Below are 20,220 nucleotides of genomic sequence, written 5' to 3' on the forward strand. Positions count from 1 at the left end.
TAACCTATTTACTAACATTAATTCCTTCTGCGAAGGCTTCTGCCAGCGTATGTATTATTTTTTCTTTGTTATCTTTCCAGTACTGTGCATCTTTCTTGTTGGAAATATAACCAAAATCAATTTCTAATCCCTGCATTCCATTCGCATTTACAAAAGATTTATTCTGCTCTATGCTTGTTTCAGAATAACGTCCAGCCAGTGTTGCACGTCCTCCGCTTTCTCTTAAATATAGATTGCTGTCATAAAGCTGTTTCTGATCAACATCACTTTTCATTAGATAGCTTGTCACAATGCCAGGATCATTGGTGGAGGTATACATAGGACTCATTTCCATATGTAAATCTTTCTGCATGCGATATACGATATTTCTTGCCAGGGTCTTACTGCTGTAATAGCTGTTATGTACTTCAAAGCCACGAATATCCGTATCTAACGGATTGCTGTTGAAGCGAAGAAGCAGATAGTATCGAGCATTCTGTTTATACCCTTTTGCCAATCTTCCATTTTCTCCATACGCTTTTCCTTCTTCATTTACATTTTCTTTTGTTATTCCAACACGAAGTCCATAGCTTTCTAATTCTTTTTTCAACAGTAAAGCTGCTTCATACATTTCTTTATTTTCTACAAGCCCATTTTCACTGTATCCTTCATCTGGTAGCCATGTTAGATCCATATTCATCCCATAAGGATCAAGTAAAACATCAACATCTTTAGAAGAAGGCTTTTCTGTTGTTACATCTACAAACAAATAATTCTGATTTAACGTTTTCCCATATTCCTTTAATAAATTTTTATCTGCCACTAAAGATATGCGTGAAACCTGATTGTTTCGTTTAATGCCTGTATATGTATTTTCTTCTAGAGCTTTATCGAAAACGACACGTTTCTCTACTAATTCTTCTATAATATATACTTCATAAAATCCTTCTTTTAGTTCATCCAGATGAATCTTTTGATCAACATAGTTTTCCATTGTCATAGATACTTTATCACCTGTACATACATTTCTTAATTCTACGGTATTTCCAGATAAGGTATCTTTGTTCTCTGGAGAATATGAATCCTGATACAAAGCTAAAGATTCCCCATAATATAAGTAATCTTTTACTTCAATAGTATCTTTATATGTTTTGTTTAATTTATTTAATGTTTCTTCTTCACTTAATCCGCAAATCGTCGTTTTTCTTTGCTGCTGTGTATCATTTGTTAAAAATGCATTTATCATCCAAGATCCAACGACCACAAGAAAAACAAGCAGTGCAGCTGCTGCTTTCCAGTTCATACGACGCTGTCTTGGTTCATAATGCATATTTACTTCCTCCTAATAATACTCATCTTTTTATATTTTCATGCACAACAATACATGCCTTTTGATTTTAGAATATCTTCTTCCATCAAATCATCGCTACTATTATAGAAGATAATCGTATTGTTCACAATCTTTTTTTAAAAACATCACAAAATTGAAAGATTTCTTATTCTTTACATAAATCCAGCTCCTCTAACACAGAAGAAAATACTTTCTTTACAGATAAAATTTCTTTTGGTTCTTCCATATATTGTAAAGATTTTTCCATCCATACAACATCCAGCCATCGATGAAACTTATAACCGCTGTTTTTAAATAATGCAGCTTGTTCAAATCCAAGTTTTTCATGCATTTTGATACTTCCTGTATTTTCTTTTGTAATGCAGGCGTAAATATTGCATATATTTTGTTTTTTTAAAATCGCAAACAAATAGGTATATAACTTTGTTCCTATTCCTTTTCCTAAGCTGTCTTTTCGTACATATACAGAAACTTCCACATCCCATGCGTATGCTTTTCTTTCTTTATAGCGGCTGGCATATGCATAGCCTAGAATTTCATTATTTTCTTCATATACAAGATAAGGATAAAATTGCTGAATTGTTTGTATCCTCTGTTTAAATGTTTTTATAGAAGGCACTTCATATTCAAATGTTGCACTGTCATGCAGCACATACGGTGCATATATCGATAAAATTTCTTTTGTATCTTGTAATCTTGCGAAACGAATATGTGTATCCATAAATATCACCTTAGCTATTATATATGGTTTTTTTGTGAGGATAAAGAAAAACTTTCGAAAATCAAATTTCGAAAGCTTTTAAAATTAGAATACTAAATTTTTAGGTGTACGTGGGAATGGTTCTACATCACGAATATTCTGCATACCACTTAAATACATCAGCATACGGTCAAATCCTAAACCAAATCCTGCATGTTTACATCCACCAAAACGGCGAAGATCCATATACCATTGCAGGCTTTCACTTTCCATACCCATTTCTTTCATACGTGCCTCTAATACATCATAGCGCTCTTCACGCTGGCTTCCACCAACAAGCTCACCAACACCAGGCACTAACAAGTCACAAGCTGCAACGGTTTTATTATCATCATTTAAACGCATGTAGAACGCCTTGATATCTTTTGGATAATCCGTAAGGAATACTGGACCATTTACAACTTTTTCACACAAGTAGCGTTCATGTTCGCTCTGCAAGTCCATACCCCATTCAATGTTGCTGTTTTCAAACTTCACATCTGCTTTTTTCAACAATTCGATAGCTTCTGAATACGTCATACGTTTAAATTCACTGTCACGTACTGCTGTAATTCGTTTGATACATTCTTTATCAATCATCTTCTCAAAGAATTTCATTTCTTCCGGAGCATTTTCCAGACAATAGTTAATACAGTATTTGATCATATCTTCAATCAGATTCATATCATCTTCTAAATCTGCGAAAGCAATTTCCGGTTCAATCATCCAAAATTCACTTGCATGACGTGTCGTATTTGAATTTTCTGCTCGAAATGTTGGACCAAAGGTATAAACATCACGAAATGCCATCGCAAATGCTTCTACATGCAGCTGCCCGGATACTGTTAAAGATGCATGTTTTCCAAAGAAATCTTTTTCGTATTCTGCATCATCTCTTGTTGTAACAGTAAATGTTTCTCCTGCACCTTCTGCATCATTTCCTGTAATTACAGGTGTGTGCACATAAACAAATCCCTGATCCTGGAAAAATTCATGAATAGCCATAGATAAAACTGAACGCAAACGGAAAATTGCATAGAAAGAGTTTGCACGAGGACGAAGATGTGGAATCTCTCTCATGTATTCAAAACTGTGACGTTTTTTCTGTAAAGGATAATCACGATCACAATCTCCTTCTAAGACTGCTTCTGTAACCTGAAGTTCAAAAGGCTGTTTTCCCTCTGGTGTCAATACAAGTTTTCCAGTAACTGTGATTGCTGCACCTGTTGGATATTTTTCCACTTCTGCAAAGTTTTTTAAATCCTGTGTATAAACCAGCTGTGCATTACGGAAATAAGTACCATCATTTAATTCAATAAAACCTAATTTCCCACTGCAGCGATTGGTACGAATCCATCCTTGCAGCTGTACATATTCAATACTGTCAATTTCCATTCTAGATGCATGCATCAATTCATATAACTCACGAATCGTCATAAATTCAAACATATAATTTCCTCCTTTTTCATATAAAAAAACGTTCCTTTTCAGGAACGTATCATTACGCGGTGCCATCCTGTTTCCCATAAAAAATCTATGGGCAGCTCACTTTACGGATATAACGCCATCCTTTTGCGAAATCGTCTACTTAATTTCTCCGATTCAGCTCCACAGGTGTTCTCCATGCATTTGTATGTGCTGTCTTTCACCCTCACAGCTCGCTTCTTCATCTTCTTTGCATTTCGTCCTGCTTCATCGCTCTGCATTCAAACTATTGGTTTCAAAAACCAATTCCTGTATAGATGATACCACATCTACACTCTTTAATACAACCCCTTTTGGAATCTGGATATGCTCATGTGTAAAATCTACCAGTCCTGTTATACCACAGGCAATCAAACGATCCACCGTCTGCTGAATATTTTCACTGATTGCTAGAATCGCAATACGACATCCTTCTGGAACACGCTGTTCCAATTCACTAATGTCATATACCGGAATACCAAAGCGTACCCCCTGACGATCTGGATTAATATCAAAGGCACATTCAATTTCACCTACGACATAATCCCATTTATTATACTTCATCAAGGCACGTCCCATATTACCAGCTCCAACTAGAATAATTTTTTCATCAAAATCCATTCCCAGCTGCTGATTAAAGATTTCAATCAAACGATTTACATCGTAGCCATACCCCTGTTTTCCAAGATTTCCTAAAAAGGAAAAATCTCTTCGAATCGTTGTTGGTTCAATATTTACAACATTCGCAAGTTCTTTCGACATGATTCTTTCCACACCGGAATTTTTTAGTTTTCTCAAAGCTTTTAAATACACTGGATAACGCTGCAATGTTGCTTTTGGTACATTTTTTTCTGCCATTTTTATCACCTGCCTTGATTATAGCACATAACGAAACATTTGTGAATAATTTATCAATTTTAACTTATACAATTCATTCACATCCATCACATAACCACTTGCATGCTCGAAGACGTTCACTAACCACATCTTCCTGTAAGGATAATGGAACATATAACATAGCACTTTGCATATAGAAGTGCTCTGCATAAAATACACGTACATATTGTGTATAAATATCTTTTTCATCTTTTATCGCACAATGATTTAAGAAATCTTCAAAAGATGCATACTGCATGATCCATTCTTTCATTTTTTCCACATCGCACACATCCCATGAGGATACTCCATCATAGCCCAAACTCCAAAAAAGCATATTTGCACATTCAAATTTAGAAAGCAATTCCACTGCCTGCTGTTTATCTAAGGTATCTTTTTTTAGTAAAGATGCTTCTTGTGAGGTTAAACAATGTTCTAAAGAAAAACGCTGTTTAAACTCTTCAAACTGCTTTCTTTGTTCTTTATCATCTTCTAGACAAAGCTTTGAAAACCATGCCAGTGCATATAGTGCAAGGGCACGTTTTCCGATATCTTCTTTTTTTGGCAGATGTATCTGAGAAAATAAAATCTGCTTGTTTAACATACAGTTTGGATACAGCCAGCCCTGTCTTTCAAATTCTTTTCCTATGGATACAAATACTTCCATGTCATAAGCAGAAGGAAGACTTACCTGTTGTAAAGCATCTTCTTCACCACATAAAGAAAAATCCTCTACACCACTTGTGCCATCCATTCCCATCAATAAGTCACCATCTGCTGTATATAGACACATATCTGGATATAAAAGAAAACCATGACATGCTTTTGCTGCTTCAAAAATCATTTTCAATACATGGGTTCGCTCTTCTTTTGCTGTATCGATCACAATAGCGAAAATGCAGTGAAACAATGAAATCTGTATACATAATTTTTGTAGAAGCATTTTATTTTCACAAGGAACATTCGCAAAGAAATTGCTCATGCCTTCCATTTGCTGTCGCACCATTTCTTCATCATCACACACTTCCATATTTATCTTTGTCTGTGTATGTAATAGAAAACTGATATTCTTATTTTCTTCTTTTACCTCTTTGATTTCTTTTTGAAACACATTATGCAATGCTGTTAAAACATCGTTTCCATCTTTACATGCTGCATATAATGTTAATTGCATCTTTGCCATATCATTCCCTCTTTTCTGTTTCTTCTTTTTTTGTTTTTCCAAGTGCCAAATACATGATCGCAAACAAAATCAAGGCACAGCCAATAAGCTTTCCTGCCACGATTTCTTCCTTTAAAAACAAGATTCCTGTTACAATGCTGGTAATCGGTTCTAATAAAGAAAACAGCGAAGTATATTTCGCTCCTAATAAACGAGAGCCATACTGCAGCATCCCAAGTGCTGTAATACTGCATAAAGATAAAATCACAAATAAAGAAAGCTCTTGTAATGTTAGCATAAAATGAATGGAATGTGTAAAAAAATTTACAATAAAAATTAATATACATGTACATAGCGAAATATAAAAGGATAATACCAGAGGGTTCATCTGGGCAAAATTTCGTTTTTCCAGCTGTACCAGATAAATCGCATACGTAACAGCAGAAATCATTGACAATACAATTCCTATCATACTTCCCTTACTTCCTTTATCTAGAAAAAATAAGATTCCAAGCAGTACGATTAAAAGTATCTTTTTCATTCTGGCATCAATCACATCATGATAATAAAAAGCACATATCAAAATAACAAATACCGGATATAGAAAATGAAGCGTAGTAGCCGTTCCAATAGAAATGTAGTTATATGCCAGATTTAAAAGCAGCATGGTGCTTCCCGAAAAGAAACCGGCATATACAAAAATAGAAACCACTTGTTTCCATGGCAAACGCAAAGAAATACCCTGCATTTTTGTAATAAGCAAAACGATGGGAAGAATGAGAAAAAAACGATAAAATGCCACCGCAATCGCATCCATTCCAAATGCATACAAAAACATGGTCAACATAGGAATAACTCCATAGACCACAGCAGAGATTCCTACTGCCGACATTCCTTTTCGATTCATACATCCACTTTCCTTCCATCCTAAATAGTTTATCCACGACATTATGTATTATACCATCGTTTTCCTTCTTTGCTTGTATATAACAGAAAAAACAGGAAGTTTGTTTTTTAAAGAAACAAATAAATTCCTGTTTTTCCATGCTTATTTTCTATCTTTGATCGCATCAATTGGTTTTTTACGTGAAATATGGAAGACTGGAAGTGCGGATGCTATGAGTGCTACCACAAGAGCAATTCCCAAAAGCAGCAGCACCTGTATGATACCAAAATTCAAAATCGTCACAAGGATTCCAAATTGTTTTCGAATATAAACATTGATAAAAGTAACCGCTCCTGCCGTTGCCAATAACGCAAATACCCAGTTAATTAACGCAATAAGGATACTTTCATTTAAGAAGATTTTCAATACATCCAATCCTCTGGCACCAACCGCTCTTAAAATACCGATTTCTCGTTTTTTATTCGCTATGCTTGTCGCAATAAAGTTACAGAACAATACGGATGCGAACAGGGCAAATCCAATACCTACATAAAAGAATACTGGCCGTAAGGTATCCACAACAGAATTTACAGTAGTTAGCATCGGCATTACCTGATTTTCCAAAGGAAAGCGAACATTATTTTGAGACGTGTAGGAATACGTAATCATATTTTTCAGCTGTTCATCATCTACCATAGGAGCAAGTACAAAATCACCTGTACCTTCTTCTTCAAATCCCATTTTCTGAATCATATGATTTTTTAAAACAACTGGATATTCCTCATCTAAAGTATTATCCCCAAAATAAATTCCTGCAATCTTATCTATTTTGGTTTCATTACCGCTAACATCATACATCAGCATTTCAGCTTGTGTCTTTTCCAGTTCTTTCTGATATGTTTTTATTATTTCTTTTAATGTCTTTAGCTGTTCTTCTTCACTATCTTCATAAGAAAGAGTACTTTCGATAATTGTCTGCAATGTTCTAGTACCATCTACTTTCACATTTTGAAACATGCGATAATCCAGATAAATATCGCCTTCATTTCCAAAATCCAGCAATCTATCTTTCTCTACATCTTTTTCATTTTTGTAGTAGTAAACATCGAAATAATCATCCTCTACATTGATATTTGCATTGTATCCATTATTTTGCATGTAATACATGTGGTATGCATCAGTGATTTCCTGTAATTGAGAAGGGGTAATATATCCCATAGTATGATAACTGCTGTTTAGAAGTTTATCAAATTCTGAAGACAGGTAATAACTCATAACACCTTCCTGCTCATTTTTTAACGTTTCATAACGAGACAAGTCTATTTTTGTATCCACAATTCCACAAATCGTAAATTCTACCGCTTTGTTGTTGATAAGAACATTTAACTTTTTCCCAAGCAAATCTGCTTTATTTTTCACATCTGCTTTTTTTACGTTTCCATTCTTATCAACATTTTGAAAACCATATGTTTCAAATGTTTTCGCCAATACATCTGTAATTACAATTTCATTTGTTTTCTTAGGCAAATTTCCTGTTAAGGTAAACCCATTTTTCTTTAAACTATTTTCATCTATTGTGGATAATCCCTGTATCTGCGTTGGATAAAACAAACTATCACTGCCTTCTAAAAGTTTCTCAACATTGGTAATTTGTGAAGCCAGATCCAAATTTGTCTGATAGTTAGTTCCAGAGAAGGTAGCGGTAATATTCGCATTGGGAAATTGTTTCTGCAATGTTTTAACATCTTCCTTATTTAATTTGACCTGTTCATCATACGAATAATCACCACTAGATACTCTGTTTGCTTTGCCAAATTAAATATAATTTACTTGACTGTCTTTCATTGAATGAAACGTGGCAACTCCACGATCATATTTTGCCATCGTATCGGATAAACCAAACAAAGTAAAGGATACAACCGATAATAAAACAGTCATAAATAAACGAAATGGTTTCAGTTTTAAATTCGATAATGCCAGTTTCAAAGAACTCTTCAGTGGAAGCTTTGATTTAATAAAAGAAATGGAAGCACCATCATAGCCTTTTGTATGAATATGTTTTTCCTTCGTGTCATGAAATACTTCCATTTCTCCGTTTTCCGCAATATGATTGATTTTTTTCATTTCCTTATTTGTATCTTTATGAAAAGAAATCATCATTTCTCCCTTATGCTTACGAATTTCCTCCATAATGGTTTGATAATCTTCTTCTTTCAACATTTCTACATTGGAAATATTAATAAATTCATTTTCCACAATAGAAACTCCATTTTTCGACCTTGCTGGTGCTGCTCGTTCTTTACTTGTATCACTGATAACTTGTCCATCTGCCAATTCAATGATACGATCCGCATAATTTTTCGCAAATTCTTTATCATGCGATACAATAAGAACAAGTTTATCTTTTGATAGTTTTTTTAATGTATCCAATACTTGTTTTCCTGTATGGGAATCAAGTGCCCCAGTTGGCTCATCTGCCATAATAATTTCGGGATGTTTGATAAGTGCTCTGGCAATCGCAACTCGCTGCAGCTGTCCTCCAGATAACTCATTCGGTTTGCGATTTCCAAGTCCACTTAAATCTACTTCCTCTAAAATTTCCTGAATTTGTGTATCATCTGCTTTTTTCCCCTGCAGCTGCAATGCCAATGCGATATTTTCCTTTACTGTGAAATTATTCATCACATTATATTCCTGAAAAATAAAACCGATAAACGTATTGCGATAAGAATCAAAATCACTCTGTTTAAAATCTTTACTGGATTTTCCACAAATACTAATTTCTCCCTCATCAAAACTGTCCAGTCCCCCAAGTACATTCAACAAAGTAGATTTTCCACTTCCACTTTTCCCCAAAATAAAAACCATTCCCTTATCTTGAATGCTTAGGTTAATATCTTTTAGCGCATATACTTCATTATGCTTTGTTTTGTATGTTTTGGATAAATGTTTTATTTCTAACACAATTTCCACCTCCAACAGGATTTTATCATAAGCCTTTAAAAAGAAAAAAAGGAAATCTTAAGTTTTTCCAAAGATAACCTTTTATAATTCAAAACATACAATGTTTTATTCTTCATAATATATGTTTAATTCATAATTTTTTAAGGCTTTTTCTAAGTCTTTTTTCGGTTTTTCATCTAAGATAATACCTGTAAAACTATCCAGCCCTGCATAGCGATAATTTCCTTCCTGTTCAAACTTGCTTCCTTCACAAAGCATATAGGCTTTTCTTGTACATGATAAGACCGCTTTTTTGGTATAGCCATCTTCCAGCACATACGTATTTACACTATTTTGATATGGATCTATGCCAACTACACCTAAAAATGCAATATCAAAACGAAAGTTTTGTATCTGTTCTACTGTAAGACTTCCAATAAATCCATCTTTCCCGCGGTTAAAACTTCCACCAAGAAAAGTAAGTACAGCTTCACAGGAAGTCTGGAAAACACGCATAACTTCTACCATATTTGTTACAACATGTACTTTCTTATGCTGGCGTATGATTTCCTTTGCGACTTCTATATTCGATGTAGAGATATCCAAAAACACCATATCTCCGTCTTGAAGAAGTTTCAACGCTTCTCTTGCGATTTTTTGTTTTTGAGGTGTATTCACATTAATTCTTTGTGAAACATCTTCTTTATGTACATTTCTCTTCTCTAAAACAGCTCCTCCATAAGAGCGTTTCAACTGTCCATCTTTCTCTAAAGCAGCTAAATCTTTGCGTATACAATCTTCACTTACCTGAAATTGTTCTGCCAGCTCTTTTACACGTACACTTCCATTTTGATGCAAAGACGCAATAATTTTTTCCCATCTTTCTTTTACAAACATGTTAACACCTGCTTATCTAAAATTCAGAATAAATTTTTTCATTCAATTCTTCTATAATCTTTTCAGCTAATAAAACTGCATGTTTATAATCCTGCATGCTTGTATAGCTGTAAAAGGTATGCGCATAACGTGTAGGAATACCAATAACAATGGTAGGAATATTGCATGTATGAGAAATTCCTCCATTGGTTCCTCCCCCTCTACGTACACTTTCCTGTACAGGAATATTATATTTTTTCGCTATTTCCAAAGCAAATCTTTGAAAGCGAGGATGCGTAATCATAGAAACATCAAAATGTCTTAACATGGGCCCTTTTTTTAATGCAGATTGAATCATATACTCTTCTTCAAACGTATCATCTGCCGGACATCCTTCAAAACAAATCATAAGATCTGGCTTTATCTGCTGCATAACACTCTTCATGCCACGCTCTCCCACTTCTTCCTGGGCACTGATGGAAGCACTAATCGTTTTTCCAATTTCTTTCTTTTCCAAATCTTTTAAAGTTTGTATCAAAGCTGCACAGCCAATACGACAATCAAATGCTTTTCCTAAAAACATTTCATGCTTTTCATCATAACTGCAGCTAACTGCTGGAACTGCAAAACTTCCTATAGATATTCCATATTCGTTTATGACTTCTTCTTTACTGGAGGCCCCTACATCAATCAGCAAGTCTTCAAAATCCAAATGTTTATGACGTTCCTCTTTTTTTGTGAAATGTGGCGGTTTGCTGCAAACAACACCTTCCACCAGCTTTCCTTCTCTATTTTTGATCCATACTTTTTGTGCAGCTACATTTTCACAAATCCATCCTCCCAGCGGAAGAAAACGAAGAAGACCATTCGGTTTAATCGCTTGAATAATAAATCCTACTTCATCCCCATGTGCGTCAAGATGAATATGAAGCTTTCCTGTTTCTTTTTTTCTATGCATAATTAGATTTCGCATCGTATCTTCTTTACAATCCATAAAAGAAGAAACTTCCTCTTTCACAACAGATACCACATCATCTTCCATCCCACTCGCTCCAAAACATGTAGATAATTGTTTAATTAAATCAATTTCTTTCATATCCTTCCCTCTTTCTTTGTTGTTCATTATAACACGCATTCCCTTAATTTTCCATACCTTTAGTAAGTTTGGTTATAAATAGGCTTGATACACTCTTTATTTCGCTGCATGATCCAGTAACAACAGCATATTTGAAATAATGCAAATATCGCAAGACAAATTCGATAATCCATTACTTCCCCTAGTGCACCAACCAGCAAGCGAAAAACAATTGATACCATGGAATAAGCTACATTAAAGAAAGCATTTAGTTTTGCGCGATTTTCATCTGGAATATAATTTTGTACGCTGCTTTCTCGAAGAGTCGCTGAATTGATACCAAGAAAACCGCATACTGCACGATTTACAAGCATAAGCGGATAGGCACTAAATAGTAAAACAGCATCCATAACAGCATACGAATAATAGACAAGCATAGAAATCATGAAACGCTTTTCCTTTGGTATTTCCACTTTATAATGAACAATTCCTCCCATAGTTCTTCCTATAAATTCAACAACCGTAAACATGGAGTACATCGAAATTCCCAAAGCTGGCGTTGTTTGAAAATAGGCAATAACCAAAGAAGAGGTACCCTCACTAATTCCTTGTGTAATTGGCATATACATATAAATCTTTTGAAGTCCTTTTTCCTTCTTCAAAAATCGAATACCCTCTAAAAAATTATTCTTATAGGCATTCCAATTAAATTTTCCTTCGCCATGTACTTCTTCCACATAATCAATACGGGATTCAAATAAAGATGCAACCAGCAAAGATATCCCTTCTAAAAAAACAATAAACGCCATTCCATATTGCTTATACAAAAATGCTGCCACAGGAGTTATCAATACCGAAACACTTGGATAAATCATAGAGGAAACTGTATATCCTTTCTGTGCAAAACCTTTTGGTATCAAGTTGGGATAATAACTTGTATAAGCTTGTTGATAAATAGTTCCAATTGCAGAAGTACTAAAAGAAAACAACAAATAAATTTGAAAATCAAACCCAGCTTTTAAAATGAAGAACCCAAAACATAAATATAATAAACCATTTAAAAAATCCAGTCCTACAATAACGGGTTTTCGTTTAAAACGATCAAGATAAGGAGAAATGACAATGGGAAGGATGACAGTAGGGATCATGGATATGGCAGAAAATATGCCCATTAAAAGTGTTGATTTACTGTTGTCAAAAACAACAAAAGACAATGCGAAATTCATGGCTACTCCGCCAATACAGCTAATAATCGTACCTAAAGTTATAATTGTGAAGTTTTTTGTCCATAACGTTTGTTTCTGCTTCAAAATACCACTTCCCTTCTTTAAAAGAAGTATATCATGATTTTAATATGAAAAAAGATACAGTTTTATAGAAAATTCTATATAAAGACTATATCTTAATCGCTTATTTTTAAAATTTTTGAGAAAATTTCTTTAACATATAATATGCTTCTTTATATTTCCGATTGGCTTCCAATACTTCTAAAACATAAGATAAATGATAGTATGCAAATCCTTTTGCACGTTCTTTCTGTAACCTTTCAAACGTATGCATCAGCATATCTATATAAATATTATCTTTTTTATAATTTTCATGTGTTAAACGATACTCTACTACATCCAGTATCAACATATCCAAATCGTTAACATTTTCATATTCTCTTCCTTTGTGAATCCATATTAATGCTTCCTCTTTTTTATGAAGATTTTCAAGACAAATTGCCATTTTGTGTGCATACAGGACATCTTTATGCTCATATTGTATTAAATAAGAATATGCAACATCCATCTTTCCTATTTCCATATAATACGTTGCGATATTATAATATGCCGCAAATACCAAATCTTCTTTTTGTAATGCTTTCGCAAATTCTATCGCAATCTGAAAGCTCTCCAGCATCAATGTTTCATCTACACATACCTTGAGAAAACTTTGCATCTAATGCCAAATACAAGCTTCCTTCCTGTAAAGCATTATCATAGGCTCTTTGAAGAAGTTCCACTGCACGTACATACTTGCCCTTTATAAACAGCCAGGAACCATAAACATCTGTATAAAAAGCACAGGGATTTAATTTTACTACTTTTTCAAATAATTCTTCTTTCTCATACAAAAGCGCATTTGATAAAGTATACAATTCATACTGGCGCTGATCCATAGTTTCTATATATTCTTCTAACGAATGAAGACTGTTTTGTATGGATTCTTCTTGAACTGTTTGTAAAGATGGAATATCTTTTTTCATAAGAATACTTATATTCTCTAATAAATAGAAATCTAAAAAGAAAGGAGAAGAAGAAAGTCGTTTTTCATTTTTCTTTAAATTTAAAACTTTTTCTTTCAACTTACTTATATCAAATGCATGAAAAAGAAGATGATAACATTCCTCTATACTCTGTTTTACTTCTTTTAAATATGCCGAATCTGTTTCATAATATAAATCTAAACGCTGAAAAAGCATTTGAATGATTTCCTGTGATGCATGTACTTGTCCAAGTTCAATTTTTGATAAATAAGATACTGCACAAATCCCTTTACACAATCCTTCCTGTGAATATGACTTTTCAATACGTGCTTTACGAATATATGTTCCTATGCGTTTATCCATAATCCATCTCCTATATCTTATATGTTTTATTAGAATACTTTTTATATAAACTGTCAAGAAATCATTTTTTATCATACAAATTAAAAATATACAAAAAAACCATCTTTCGATGGCTTCAATTTTTAGATGGCGCCTAAAACAGGACTCGAACCTGTGACCTGCCGGTTAACAGCCGGATGCTCTACCTACTGAGCTATTTAGGCATTTGCTGAATGCTCACTTATAATACCATAAAGGAATTTATTTGACAATACTTTTTTGATTTTTTAAATATGAAAAAACAGCGAATTGTTCGCTGTTAGTAATCAGATGTATTTGTTTTATCCTGCATCAAAGCAACACCAGCACTTGTACCGATACGATCGGCACCTGCTTCAATCATGTTATCAAGATCTGCACGACAGCGTACTCCACCAGCTGCTTTTACAAGACATTTATCTTTTACAGTTTCTTTCATTAATTTAACATCTTCAACCGTTGCACCTCTTGTAGAGAAACCAGTAGATGTTTTTACAAATGTTGCACCTGCTTCTATACAAAGTTCACATGCTTTTACAATTTCTTCTTTTGTTAATAAACATGTTTCCAAAATAACTTTTACACAATGTCCTTTTGCCGCCTCTACAACAGCTTTCACATCATCACGTACCACATCATAGTGTCCTGCTTTCATTTCACCAATATTTAGTACCATGTCAATTTCACTAGCTCCATGTTCAATAGCATCTTTTGTTTCAAAAGCTTTTGCATTTGAACTCATAGCTCCTAAAGGAAATCCTACAACAGTACATACTTTTACATCGCTGCCTTCCAGCTGTTTTGCACAAAATGGTACCCAATATGTATTTACACATACACTAGCAAAATCATATTCTTTCGCTTCTTTACATAAGGTTTCGATTTTATCCTGTGTCGCATCTGCTTTTAATAATGTGTGATCAATATATTTGTTAAGTTTCATATTTCATATCCTCCTGCAGAAACAGTATAACATGAAATAATAACGAAAAAAAGAAAACTAAACATCTTTTGAATAGAACTCTGGATTTGGTTTGTCGAAATAATTCGATGTAGCCTGATCCCATGCTTTTGATGTTGGTGCTTCTCCAAAATCCATTGCATGTTCATGTTCCTGTTTCTTTTTTAACATACGATGCAGCATAACAACATTCGCTCTTGTACTCTTGATTAAGTGATCCAAACATTGAGCGGCATATGCATCTTTACTTTTTTCATGACATGCTTCTAATCTTTTTAATACTTCTTCCTCTTTTTTTAGATGTGCATGAATTGCGCCAATAAATTCATTATGATTTTCCATTTTCTCTGGACGATCTACCTTGCTTTGTTTTAAATCAATTCTATGATACAAAGGATTAATATCCAGTTCTACATCAAAATACTGGTTATCCATACCACGAAGCTGATGTAATAACTGTGCTAAAATTTCCATATCATTTAGCTTACGAATACCTGCCTGCACAAATGCATTGTGAAACTCTCTGCCATACATCATATAACTTTCCCTTATGTATACAATGGCATCTTCCAATCCAATCTTGCATCCCTGCAGCTGATCCTTGATCATATCATATAAGCGAATATCCGGTTTTACCTTTCTAACATATTCTAATATTTCTTTTTCTTCATAAATATACATAGTTTCATCTCCTGTTCTTTTATTTTTAGTATGGCAAGTTGAAAATAAAATATGCTATTATAGTATAGAAAATAAAAACAAGGAGAATGTATATGAAAGAAATTCAAGTAAATCATGTTCACACAAAAGAAATCGTTGTAGATGAAAGTATGCTGGCATGCAAAGTGGGAAGCGGTATTGTTTCTGTTTATGCTACACCAATGATGATTGCGGCAATGGAAGGCTGTGCGGTAGAATGCTTAAATCCTTTTCTAGAAGAAGGAGAAACAAGTGTTGGTGTTATGATGAATACTACACATGATGCTGCTACACCTGCTGGCATGAAAGTTTATGTTACTGCAGAAATCACTGCGGTAGACCGCAAAAAAGTATCTTTTAAAATTACTGCCAAAGATGAAAAAGATACAATTGGAATTGCTGCACATGATCGCTTTATCGTAAACAAAGAAAAATTTGAAGCGAAAGCACAAGCAAAATTAGAAAAATAAAGAGAAAAAATGTCTGTCAACTTTATGGAAGGACAGACATTTTTTTTATTATTATTTAATCCAGTGCTTTTATGTATCGCAGTTTGAATTTTGCACGTTTTTTCATTCTATGCATTAGTTTATTCTTTTCTTCTTGTATGAATGATGTTAATTGATGAAATTCACTCTCATCTAATCCTTGACGAGAATATATTGCTTTTTCATATAAGGTATGAATTACTTCCTGCTCCTGTGCACCAAAACAACAAAGTGCTTCATAATACTGCATCAAGGCAATAGCTGCCTGTTTTCTATCAGAATTCATCATTTTCTTTTTCTTCCTGTAATAACGTATCTTTCTTTGTCCATAAACAAGAACAAGTACACCAAAAATACTTATCATAATATAAACATACTTAGGAATATGTATATTTAATGTTGTCTGTGTGTTTGTATTTCTATTTCCCTGCTCATTAATCAACGTTTGAAAGTTTTCATTTTGCGTATTATTCTGCTCTCTTTGCGGATTTTCATTAGGCGTATTTTGTACATCTGTATTTGGTTGTGTGGAAGGATCTTCTATGGTAGAAGGAACTGTATAATCTTCATCAGCATTTCGAAAACCAGGAGTAACTTCTACAGGTATCCATCCTTTATCACGAGTAAATATTTCTACCCATGCATGAGCATCGCTATCTCTTGCAGTTCCTTTATAATCAGGTGTATAAGCATCTATGCGATACCCTTCTACATAACGAGCAGGTATTCCATAGTAGCGAAGCATCATTGTTGCTGCACTTGCAAAATGCACACAATATCCCCTATGACTCTGTGTAAGAAACCAGGTAATAAAATCTTGATTCTTTGGCGGATAACCTGGACTTAAGGTATAACTATAATTTTTCGAAAGATACGCTTTCACATAATTGATACACTCAAGAGGAGTTTGAAAGTGCTCTAGATACAATGTATTATCAAATATTTCTTCTAACTCAGATGGTATCTGCAAGTAATGATCATATACAAAATTTATATAGGCATTTCCTTCCTCTGAATCAAAATAGCTGTTATCTGTTAAAGAAGCAACATCCCATACTTCATAAGAATAATCTTTTTTCTCTTTAGGAAGCGTCATGTATGCATCATAATAAATTCCTGATTCCTGCTGTATACTGGATAGATTATAAGGTTCCAATGCATACTGTCTGTTTTTTCTTGTATCATGAATGATAATCTTCTCATCATCCTCTTGTTGTATTTGATTTGTATAAACATTCATCCATGTACGAATCTGATTCCATTTAATATGTTTCCCTTGCGCATAGCTTTCCTGTGTTAAAACCGTCCATGCATTATCATTATAGAAAGCACTGCTTAAGGTTTTTAAATATAATGCTTCTGATTTTTCTCTTTCTACTGTAAACTGTACTGCACCTGTATAATGACGATTTCCGGCAAGATTAAGATCCACCTCTCCTTCTTTTTCTTTACCATTCAAAAGACTATAGGAACTTCTATACAATACATCAACCAAGTTTGCCCGCAGACCTGATTTTATAGCACTAATTTGATAATATTGCGGTGGAAGCAGTGTAAATAGACTTACACAAACAACGACTATGCAGCTTGCAATGTACAAAAAGATACGCAACTCTGCTTTTGTATCTGAAGTCTTCTGTCTTTTTTTATAAAAAGAGATAAACAAAAGATATCCCCATAAAATAAACAATCCTATCGTTAATATCCAGGGGATTGGCGGACTATATAATAAAGATGGAAAAAAGAATAGAAATGTACATAGGAAAACAGTAAATAAATGACTTTCTTCAAAAATACAATGATACAGAATGATCATTTCCAGCAGAAAGATACTTACCAAAAGAAAAAACACACCTGTCTCAACACCAGTATTTGCTGGAATGGGAAACTGCTCAAAGGTATAGGTTGAAGTCTGTGCATACACAGTCGTAATTTGATTATAAATATAAAATATAGAAGTTTTCACCCAGGAAATATTAAGAAGAAAGAAAAGGAAGATAATAAGTATTATAAAAAATGGCAATTTACGCAGGAAATATCTTTTCTTTACTTCTACATATACAACAGAACAAATAATCCCTACAACAAAAAACGGCAAGTAAAGATTCATGATTGGAAAAACAGTTAAAAAATGAAGAAAAGGAAGAAATAAAGATACAAAATATAAGATATAATCAGCTCTATTTAGCTGTTTCATATACATTCCCTCCTTTAAGTGATGTAACTCCTTCTCCATTTACTACCCATGCGATACCATCTATATGCGGCAGGTAAAATTCCTGCGGTTTTGGATTCATTAACATTTCTTCAATACATCTTGCTATATCCTCTTCCTGCGTTATTTCAAAACTAGGCATTTCCATTTGACTTTGCCAAAAACAACGAATGGATTGTTCCTGTTTTAAAAAGAACAAAGCCAAATCTTTAAAACAGGAAAATGCATAAATACATTCTTCAATGGTTCCACTTAAATCAACAAATACATCAATTTCTTCCCTTTCTACAGACACAAATTCTCTTACCATTGTTTTTGATAGTTTATAGCTTAACTTATGATGAATTCTATTAAGCTTGTCTCCCGGTATATATTCACGTACTTCATGTTTATCTTCCATATAACCACTGTGATTGGAATTTATCCAGCCATTTTCTTTTTCTCCTGCATTTTCTATCTGTACAATAAGATTTGTAGGAAGTAAATCAGGTTTTATCATAAATGTCTGCTGCTGTTGACAGGAAAAACGTTTTTTAAACAAACCAAGCATATCATACCCTTCATATCCTTCAATACGTAAAATATAATTTCCAATCGCAGTTTGATCATCTTCAAGTATGATTTTTTCTTTACTGCCACTAAAAAGCCAGTAATTATGCTTCTGCTTTTCCCCAGTAAAAGAATTTTCCAATATAATTGGAATCTGCAGATTGATAAGTGGAAATAATTTGAAATTTCCACTACGAATCATAAACTGATGATTCTGGTATAAAAAAGCAAGCTTAATAGAAGAAATCTGTATACGCATTGCCAGAAAAGAAAAAAGAGGAAATGAAAGCAAAAGGATTAATACTAAAAGGAAGATATAACCACCAAAGAAAAGGTTACATATTCCTATAGGAAGCAATATGAACAGATAACCTATTCTATATCGAATCATTTTGATTTCTCCGCTTTTGGAGGAGTAATGGAAAGTAATATTTCATTTAATATCTGCGTCTTCTTTTGTATATTTCCATTATCCTGCTTAATATGAATACGATGCGCTATGACATCTTGGAATACATACACAATATCTTTAGGAACAACATAGTCTCTTCCATTTAAATACGCACTTGCTTTTGCCATATTTACAAGAGAAATTCCAGCACGAGGACTAGCCCCCTGATAAATAGATGCATGATTTCTTGTCGCATTCAACAATTCTACGATATAAATCAATAAATGTTCATGAATGTATACTTGTTCACATTCTTTCTGCATTTCCAGCATATCACAAGCACTAATCACTGGCTGCACTTCATAAGAAGCAGGTGTTTGTTTTCTTTTTAATATTTCCACTTCTTCCTCTTGTGTGGGATATCCCATATGTAAACAGATAGTAAAACGATCCAATTGGCTTTCTGGAAGCAATTGTGTTCCTGCTGAACCAAATGGATTTTGCGTCGCAATGACCGTAAAAGGAGAAGGCACCTTTTGTGTGTAGCCATCTATCGTTACCTGGCCTTCTTCCATTACTTCTAATAACGCTGCCTGTGTCTTGCTGGAAGTTCGATTGATTTCATCTGCTAAAAATATATTACAAAACACAGCTCCTTTATGGAATTGCAATTCTCCACTTTTCGCATCTATCATAGAAAATCCCACAACATCACTAGGCAATACATCTACTGTAAACTGTATCCTTTTCGTTTCTAGCTGCATTGCTTTCGCAAATGCTGCCGCCATCGTTGTTTTTCCAACACCTGGAATATCTTCCAAAAGAACATGTCCTTTCGCAAGCATCGTCATTAAGATTTTTTTTGCTTGTTCATCTTTTCCTACAACAGCTTTTTGTACTTCTTGTAAAATCAACTCTGTTTTTCTCATAACCA

The 20,220-nt window shown here is 33.8% G+C and carries 19 protein-coding genes and 1 tRNA gene; 1 reads left to right on the forward strand and 19 read right to left on the reverse strand.

Annotation, left to right across the window (positions count from 1 at the left end; translation table 11 throughout):
* Positions 1 to 4 precede the first annotated feature (4 nt).
* The 16 genes from A9CBEGH2_RS07315 to A9CBEGH2_RS07390 all read right to left on the reverse strand — a co-directional run bounded on the left by A9CBEGH2_RS07315 (position 5) and on the right by A9CBEGH2_RS07390 (position 15,625).
* Complete coding sequence (locus tag A9CBEGH2_RS07315; RefSeq protein WP_163104505.1) at positions 5 to 1,309, reverse strand: N-acetylmuramoyl-L-alanine amidase; 1,305 nt, start codon at positions 1,307 to 1,309, stop codon at positions 5 to 7.
* 166 nt (positions 1,310 to 1,475) lie between these two features.
* Entirely contained in the window at positions 1,476 to 2,051 is a 576-nt protein-coding gene (locus A9CBEGH2_RS07320) for a GNAT family N-acetyltransferase (protein ID WP_163104507.1), read from the reverse strand.
* An 84-nt stretch (positions 2,052 to 2,135) separates the two neighbouring features.
* Positions 2,136 to 3,518, reverse strand: coding sequence for an asparagine--tRNA ligase (gene asnS / locus A9CBEGH2_RS07325; RefSeq protein ID WP_163104509.1), 1,383 nt, complete (start codon positions 3,516 to 3,518; stop codon positions 2,136 to 2,138).
* A gap of 243 nt (positions 3,519 to 3,761) precedes the next feature.
* Complete coding sequence (locus A9CBEGH2_RS07330) at positions 3,762 to 4,391, reverse strand: redox-sensing transcriptional repressor Rex (RefSeq protein ID WP_115716798.1); 630 nt, start codon at positions 4,389 to 4,391, stop codon at positions 3,762 to 3,764.
* Between the two features lie 73 nt (positions 4,392 to 4,464).
* On the reverse strand, positions 4,465 to 5,592 hold the full coding sequence (locus A9CBEGH2_RS07335) for a DUF4272 domain-containing protein (protein ID WP_163104511.1): 1,128 nt from the start codon (positions 5,590 to 5,592) through the stop codon (positions 4,465 to 4,467).
* A gap of 1 nt (position 5,593) precedes the next feature.
* On the reverse strand, positions 5,594 to 6,478 hold the full coding sequence (locus A9CBEGH2_RS07340; RefSeq protein WP_158572231.1) for a DMT family transporter: 885 nt from the start codon (positions 6,476 to 6,478) through the stop codon (positions 5,594 to 5,596).
* 141 nt (positions 6,479 to 6,619) lie between these two features.
* Complete coding sequence (locus A9CBEGH2_RS07345) at positions 6,620 to 8,191, reverse strand: ABC transporter permease (RefSeq protein WP_118277143.1); 1,572 nt, start codon at positions 8,189 to 8,191, stop codon at positions 6,620 to 6,622.
* Positions 8,192 to 8,272: 81 nt separating this feature from the next.
* Entirely contained in the window at positions 8,273 to 9,421 is a 1,149-nt protein-coding gene (locus A9CBEGH2_RS07350) for an ABC transporter ATP-binding protein (RefSeq protein WP_118277142.1), read from the reverse strand.
* A gap of 105 nt (positions 9,422 to 9,526) precedes the next feature.
* On the reverse strand, positions 9,527 to 10,297 hold the full coding sequence (locus tag A9CBEGH2_RS07355; RefSeq protein WP_118277141.1) for a DeoR/GlpR family DNA-binding transcription regulator: 771 nt from the start codon (positions 10,295 to 10,297) through the stop codon (positions 9,527 to 9,529).
* A 16-nt stretch (positions 10,298 to 10,313) separates the two neighbouring features.
* Positions 10,314 to 11,372, reverse strand: a complete 1,059-nt coding sequence (locus tag A9CBEGH2_RS07360; RefSeq protein WP_163104513.1) for a M42 family metallopeptidase — start codon at positions 11,370 to 11,372, stop codon at positions 10,314 to 10,316.
* A gap of 59 nt (positions 11,373 to 11,431) precedes the next feature.
* On the reverse strand, positions 11,432 to 12,661 hold the full coding sequence (locus A9CBEGH2_RS07365; RefSeq protein WP_163104515.1) for an MFS transporter: 1,230 nt from the start codon (positions 12,659 to 12,661) through the stop codon (positions 11,432 to 11,434).
* A 106-nt stretch (positions 12,662 to 12,767) separates the two neighbouring features.
* Positions 12,768 to 13,256 (reverse strand): hypothetical protein, encoded by a 489-nt coding sequence (locus A9CBEGH2_RS07370; RefSeq protein ID WP_163104517.1) that lies wholly within the window; start codon positions 13,254 to 13,256, stop codon positions 12,768 to 12,770.
* A 7-nt stretch (positions 13,257 to 13,263) separates the two neighbouring features.
* Positions 13,264 to 13,965, reverse strand: coding sequence for a helix-turn-helix domain-containing protein (locus A9CBEGH2_RS07375; protein WP_163104519.1), 702 nt, complete (start codon positions 13,963 to 13,965; stop codon positions 13,264 to 13,266).
* 127 nt (positions 13,966 to 14,092) lie between these two features.
* Positions 14,093 to 14,168: transfer RNA gene (locus tag A9CBEGH2_RS07380), tRNA-Asn, on the reverse strand.
* A 95-nt stretch (positions 14,169 to 14,263) separates the two neighbouring features.
* Positions 14,264 to 14,926 carry a deoxyribose-phosphate aldolase gene (gene deoC / locus A9CBEGH2_RS07385; protein WP_118277138.1) on the reverse strand — a complete coding sequence of 221 codons (663 nt, stop codon included), beginning with the start codon at positions 14,924 to 14,926 and terminating at the stop codon, positions 14,264 to 14,266.
* Between the two features lie 57 nt (positions 14,927 to 14,983).
* A complete protein-coding gene (locus A9CBEGH2_RS07390; protein ID WP_118361567.1) occupies positions 14,984 to 15,625 on the reverse strand; it encodes a hypothetical protein in 642 nt (213 codons plus the stop codon).
* A gap of 92 nt (positions 15,626 to 15,717) precedes the next feature.
* Between A9CBEGH2_RS07390 and A9CBEGH2_RS07395 the strand changes: the two genes are divergently transcribed.
* Positions 15,718 to 16,113, forward strand: a complete 396-nt coding sequence (locus tag A9CBEGH2_RS07395; protein WP_115716789.1) for a thioesterase family protein — start codon at positions 15,718 to 15,720, stop codon at positions 16,111 to 16,113.
* 55 nt (positions 16,114 to 16,168) lie between these two features.
* Here the strand turns inward: A9CBEGH2_RS07395 and A9CBEGH2_RS07400 are convergent, their stop codons facing one another.
* Genes A9CBEGH2_RS07400 through A9CBEGH2_RS07410 form a run of 3 tightly spaced genes read right to left on the reverse strand, consistent with a single transcriptional unit; the run spans position 16,169 to position 20,215 of the window.
* A complete protein-coding gene (locus A9CBEGH2_RS07400) occupies positions 16,169 to 18,328 on the reverse strand; it encodes a transglutaminase-like domain-containing protein (protein ID WP_163104521.1) in 2,160 nt (719 codons plus the stop codon).
* Entirely contained in the window at positions 18,312 to 19,286 is a 975-nt protein-coding gene (locus A9CBEGH2_RS07405; protein WP_118361563.1) for a DUF58 domain-containing protein, read from the reverse strand. Before A9CBEGH2_RS07405 ends, A9CBEGH2_RS07400 begins: the two co-directional genes overlap by 17 nt.
* Entirely contained in the window at positions 19,283 to 20,215 is a 933-nt protein-coding gene (locus A9CBEGH2_RS07410) for an AAA family ATPase (RefSeq protein ID WP_118361589.1), read from the reverse strand. The genes A9CBEGH2_RS07405 and A9CBEGH2_RS07410 overlap by 4 nt, the downstream gene beginning before the upstream one ends.
* Positions 20,216 to 20,220: the final 5 nt, after the last annotated feature.

Origin of the sequence: Amedibacterium intestinale, from assembly GCF_010537335.1 — a bacterium.
GTDB classification, from domain to species: Bacteria; Bacillota_I; Bacilli_A; order Erysipelotrichales; family Erysipelotrichaceae; genus Amedibacterium; species Amedibacterium intestinale.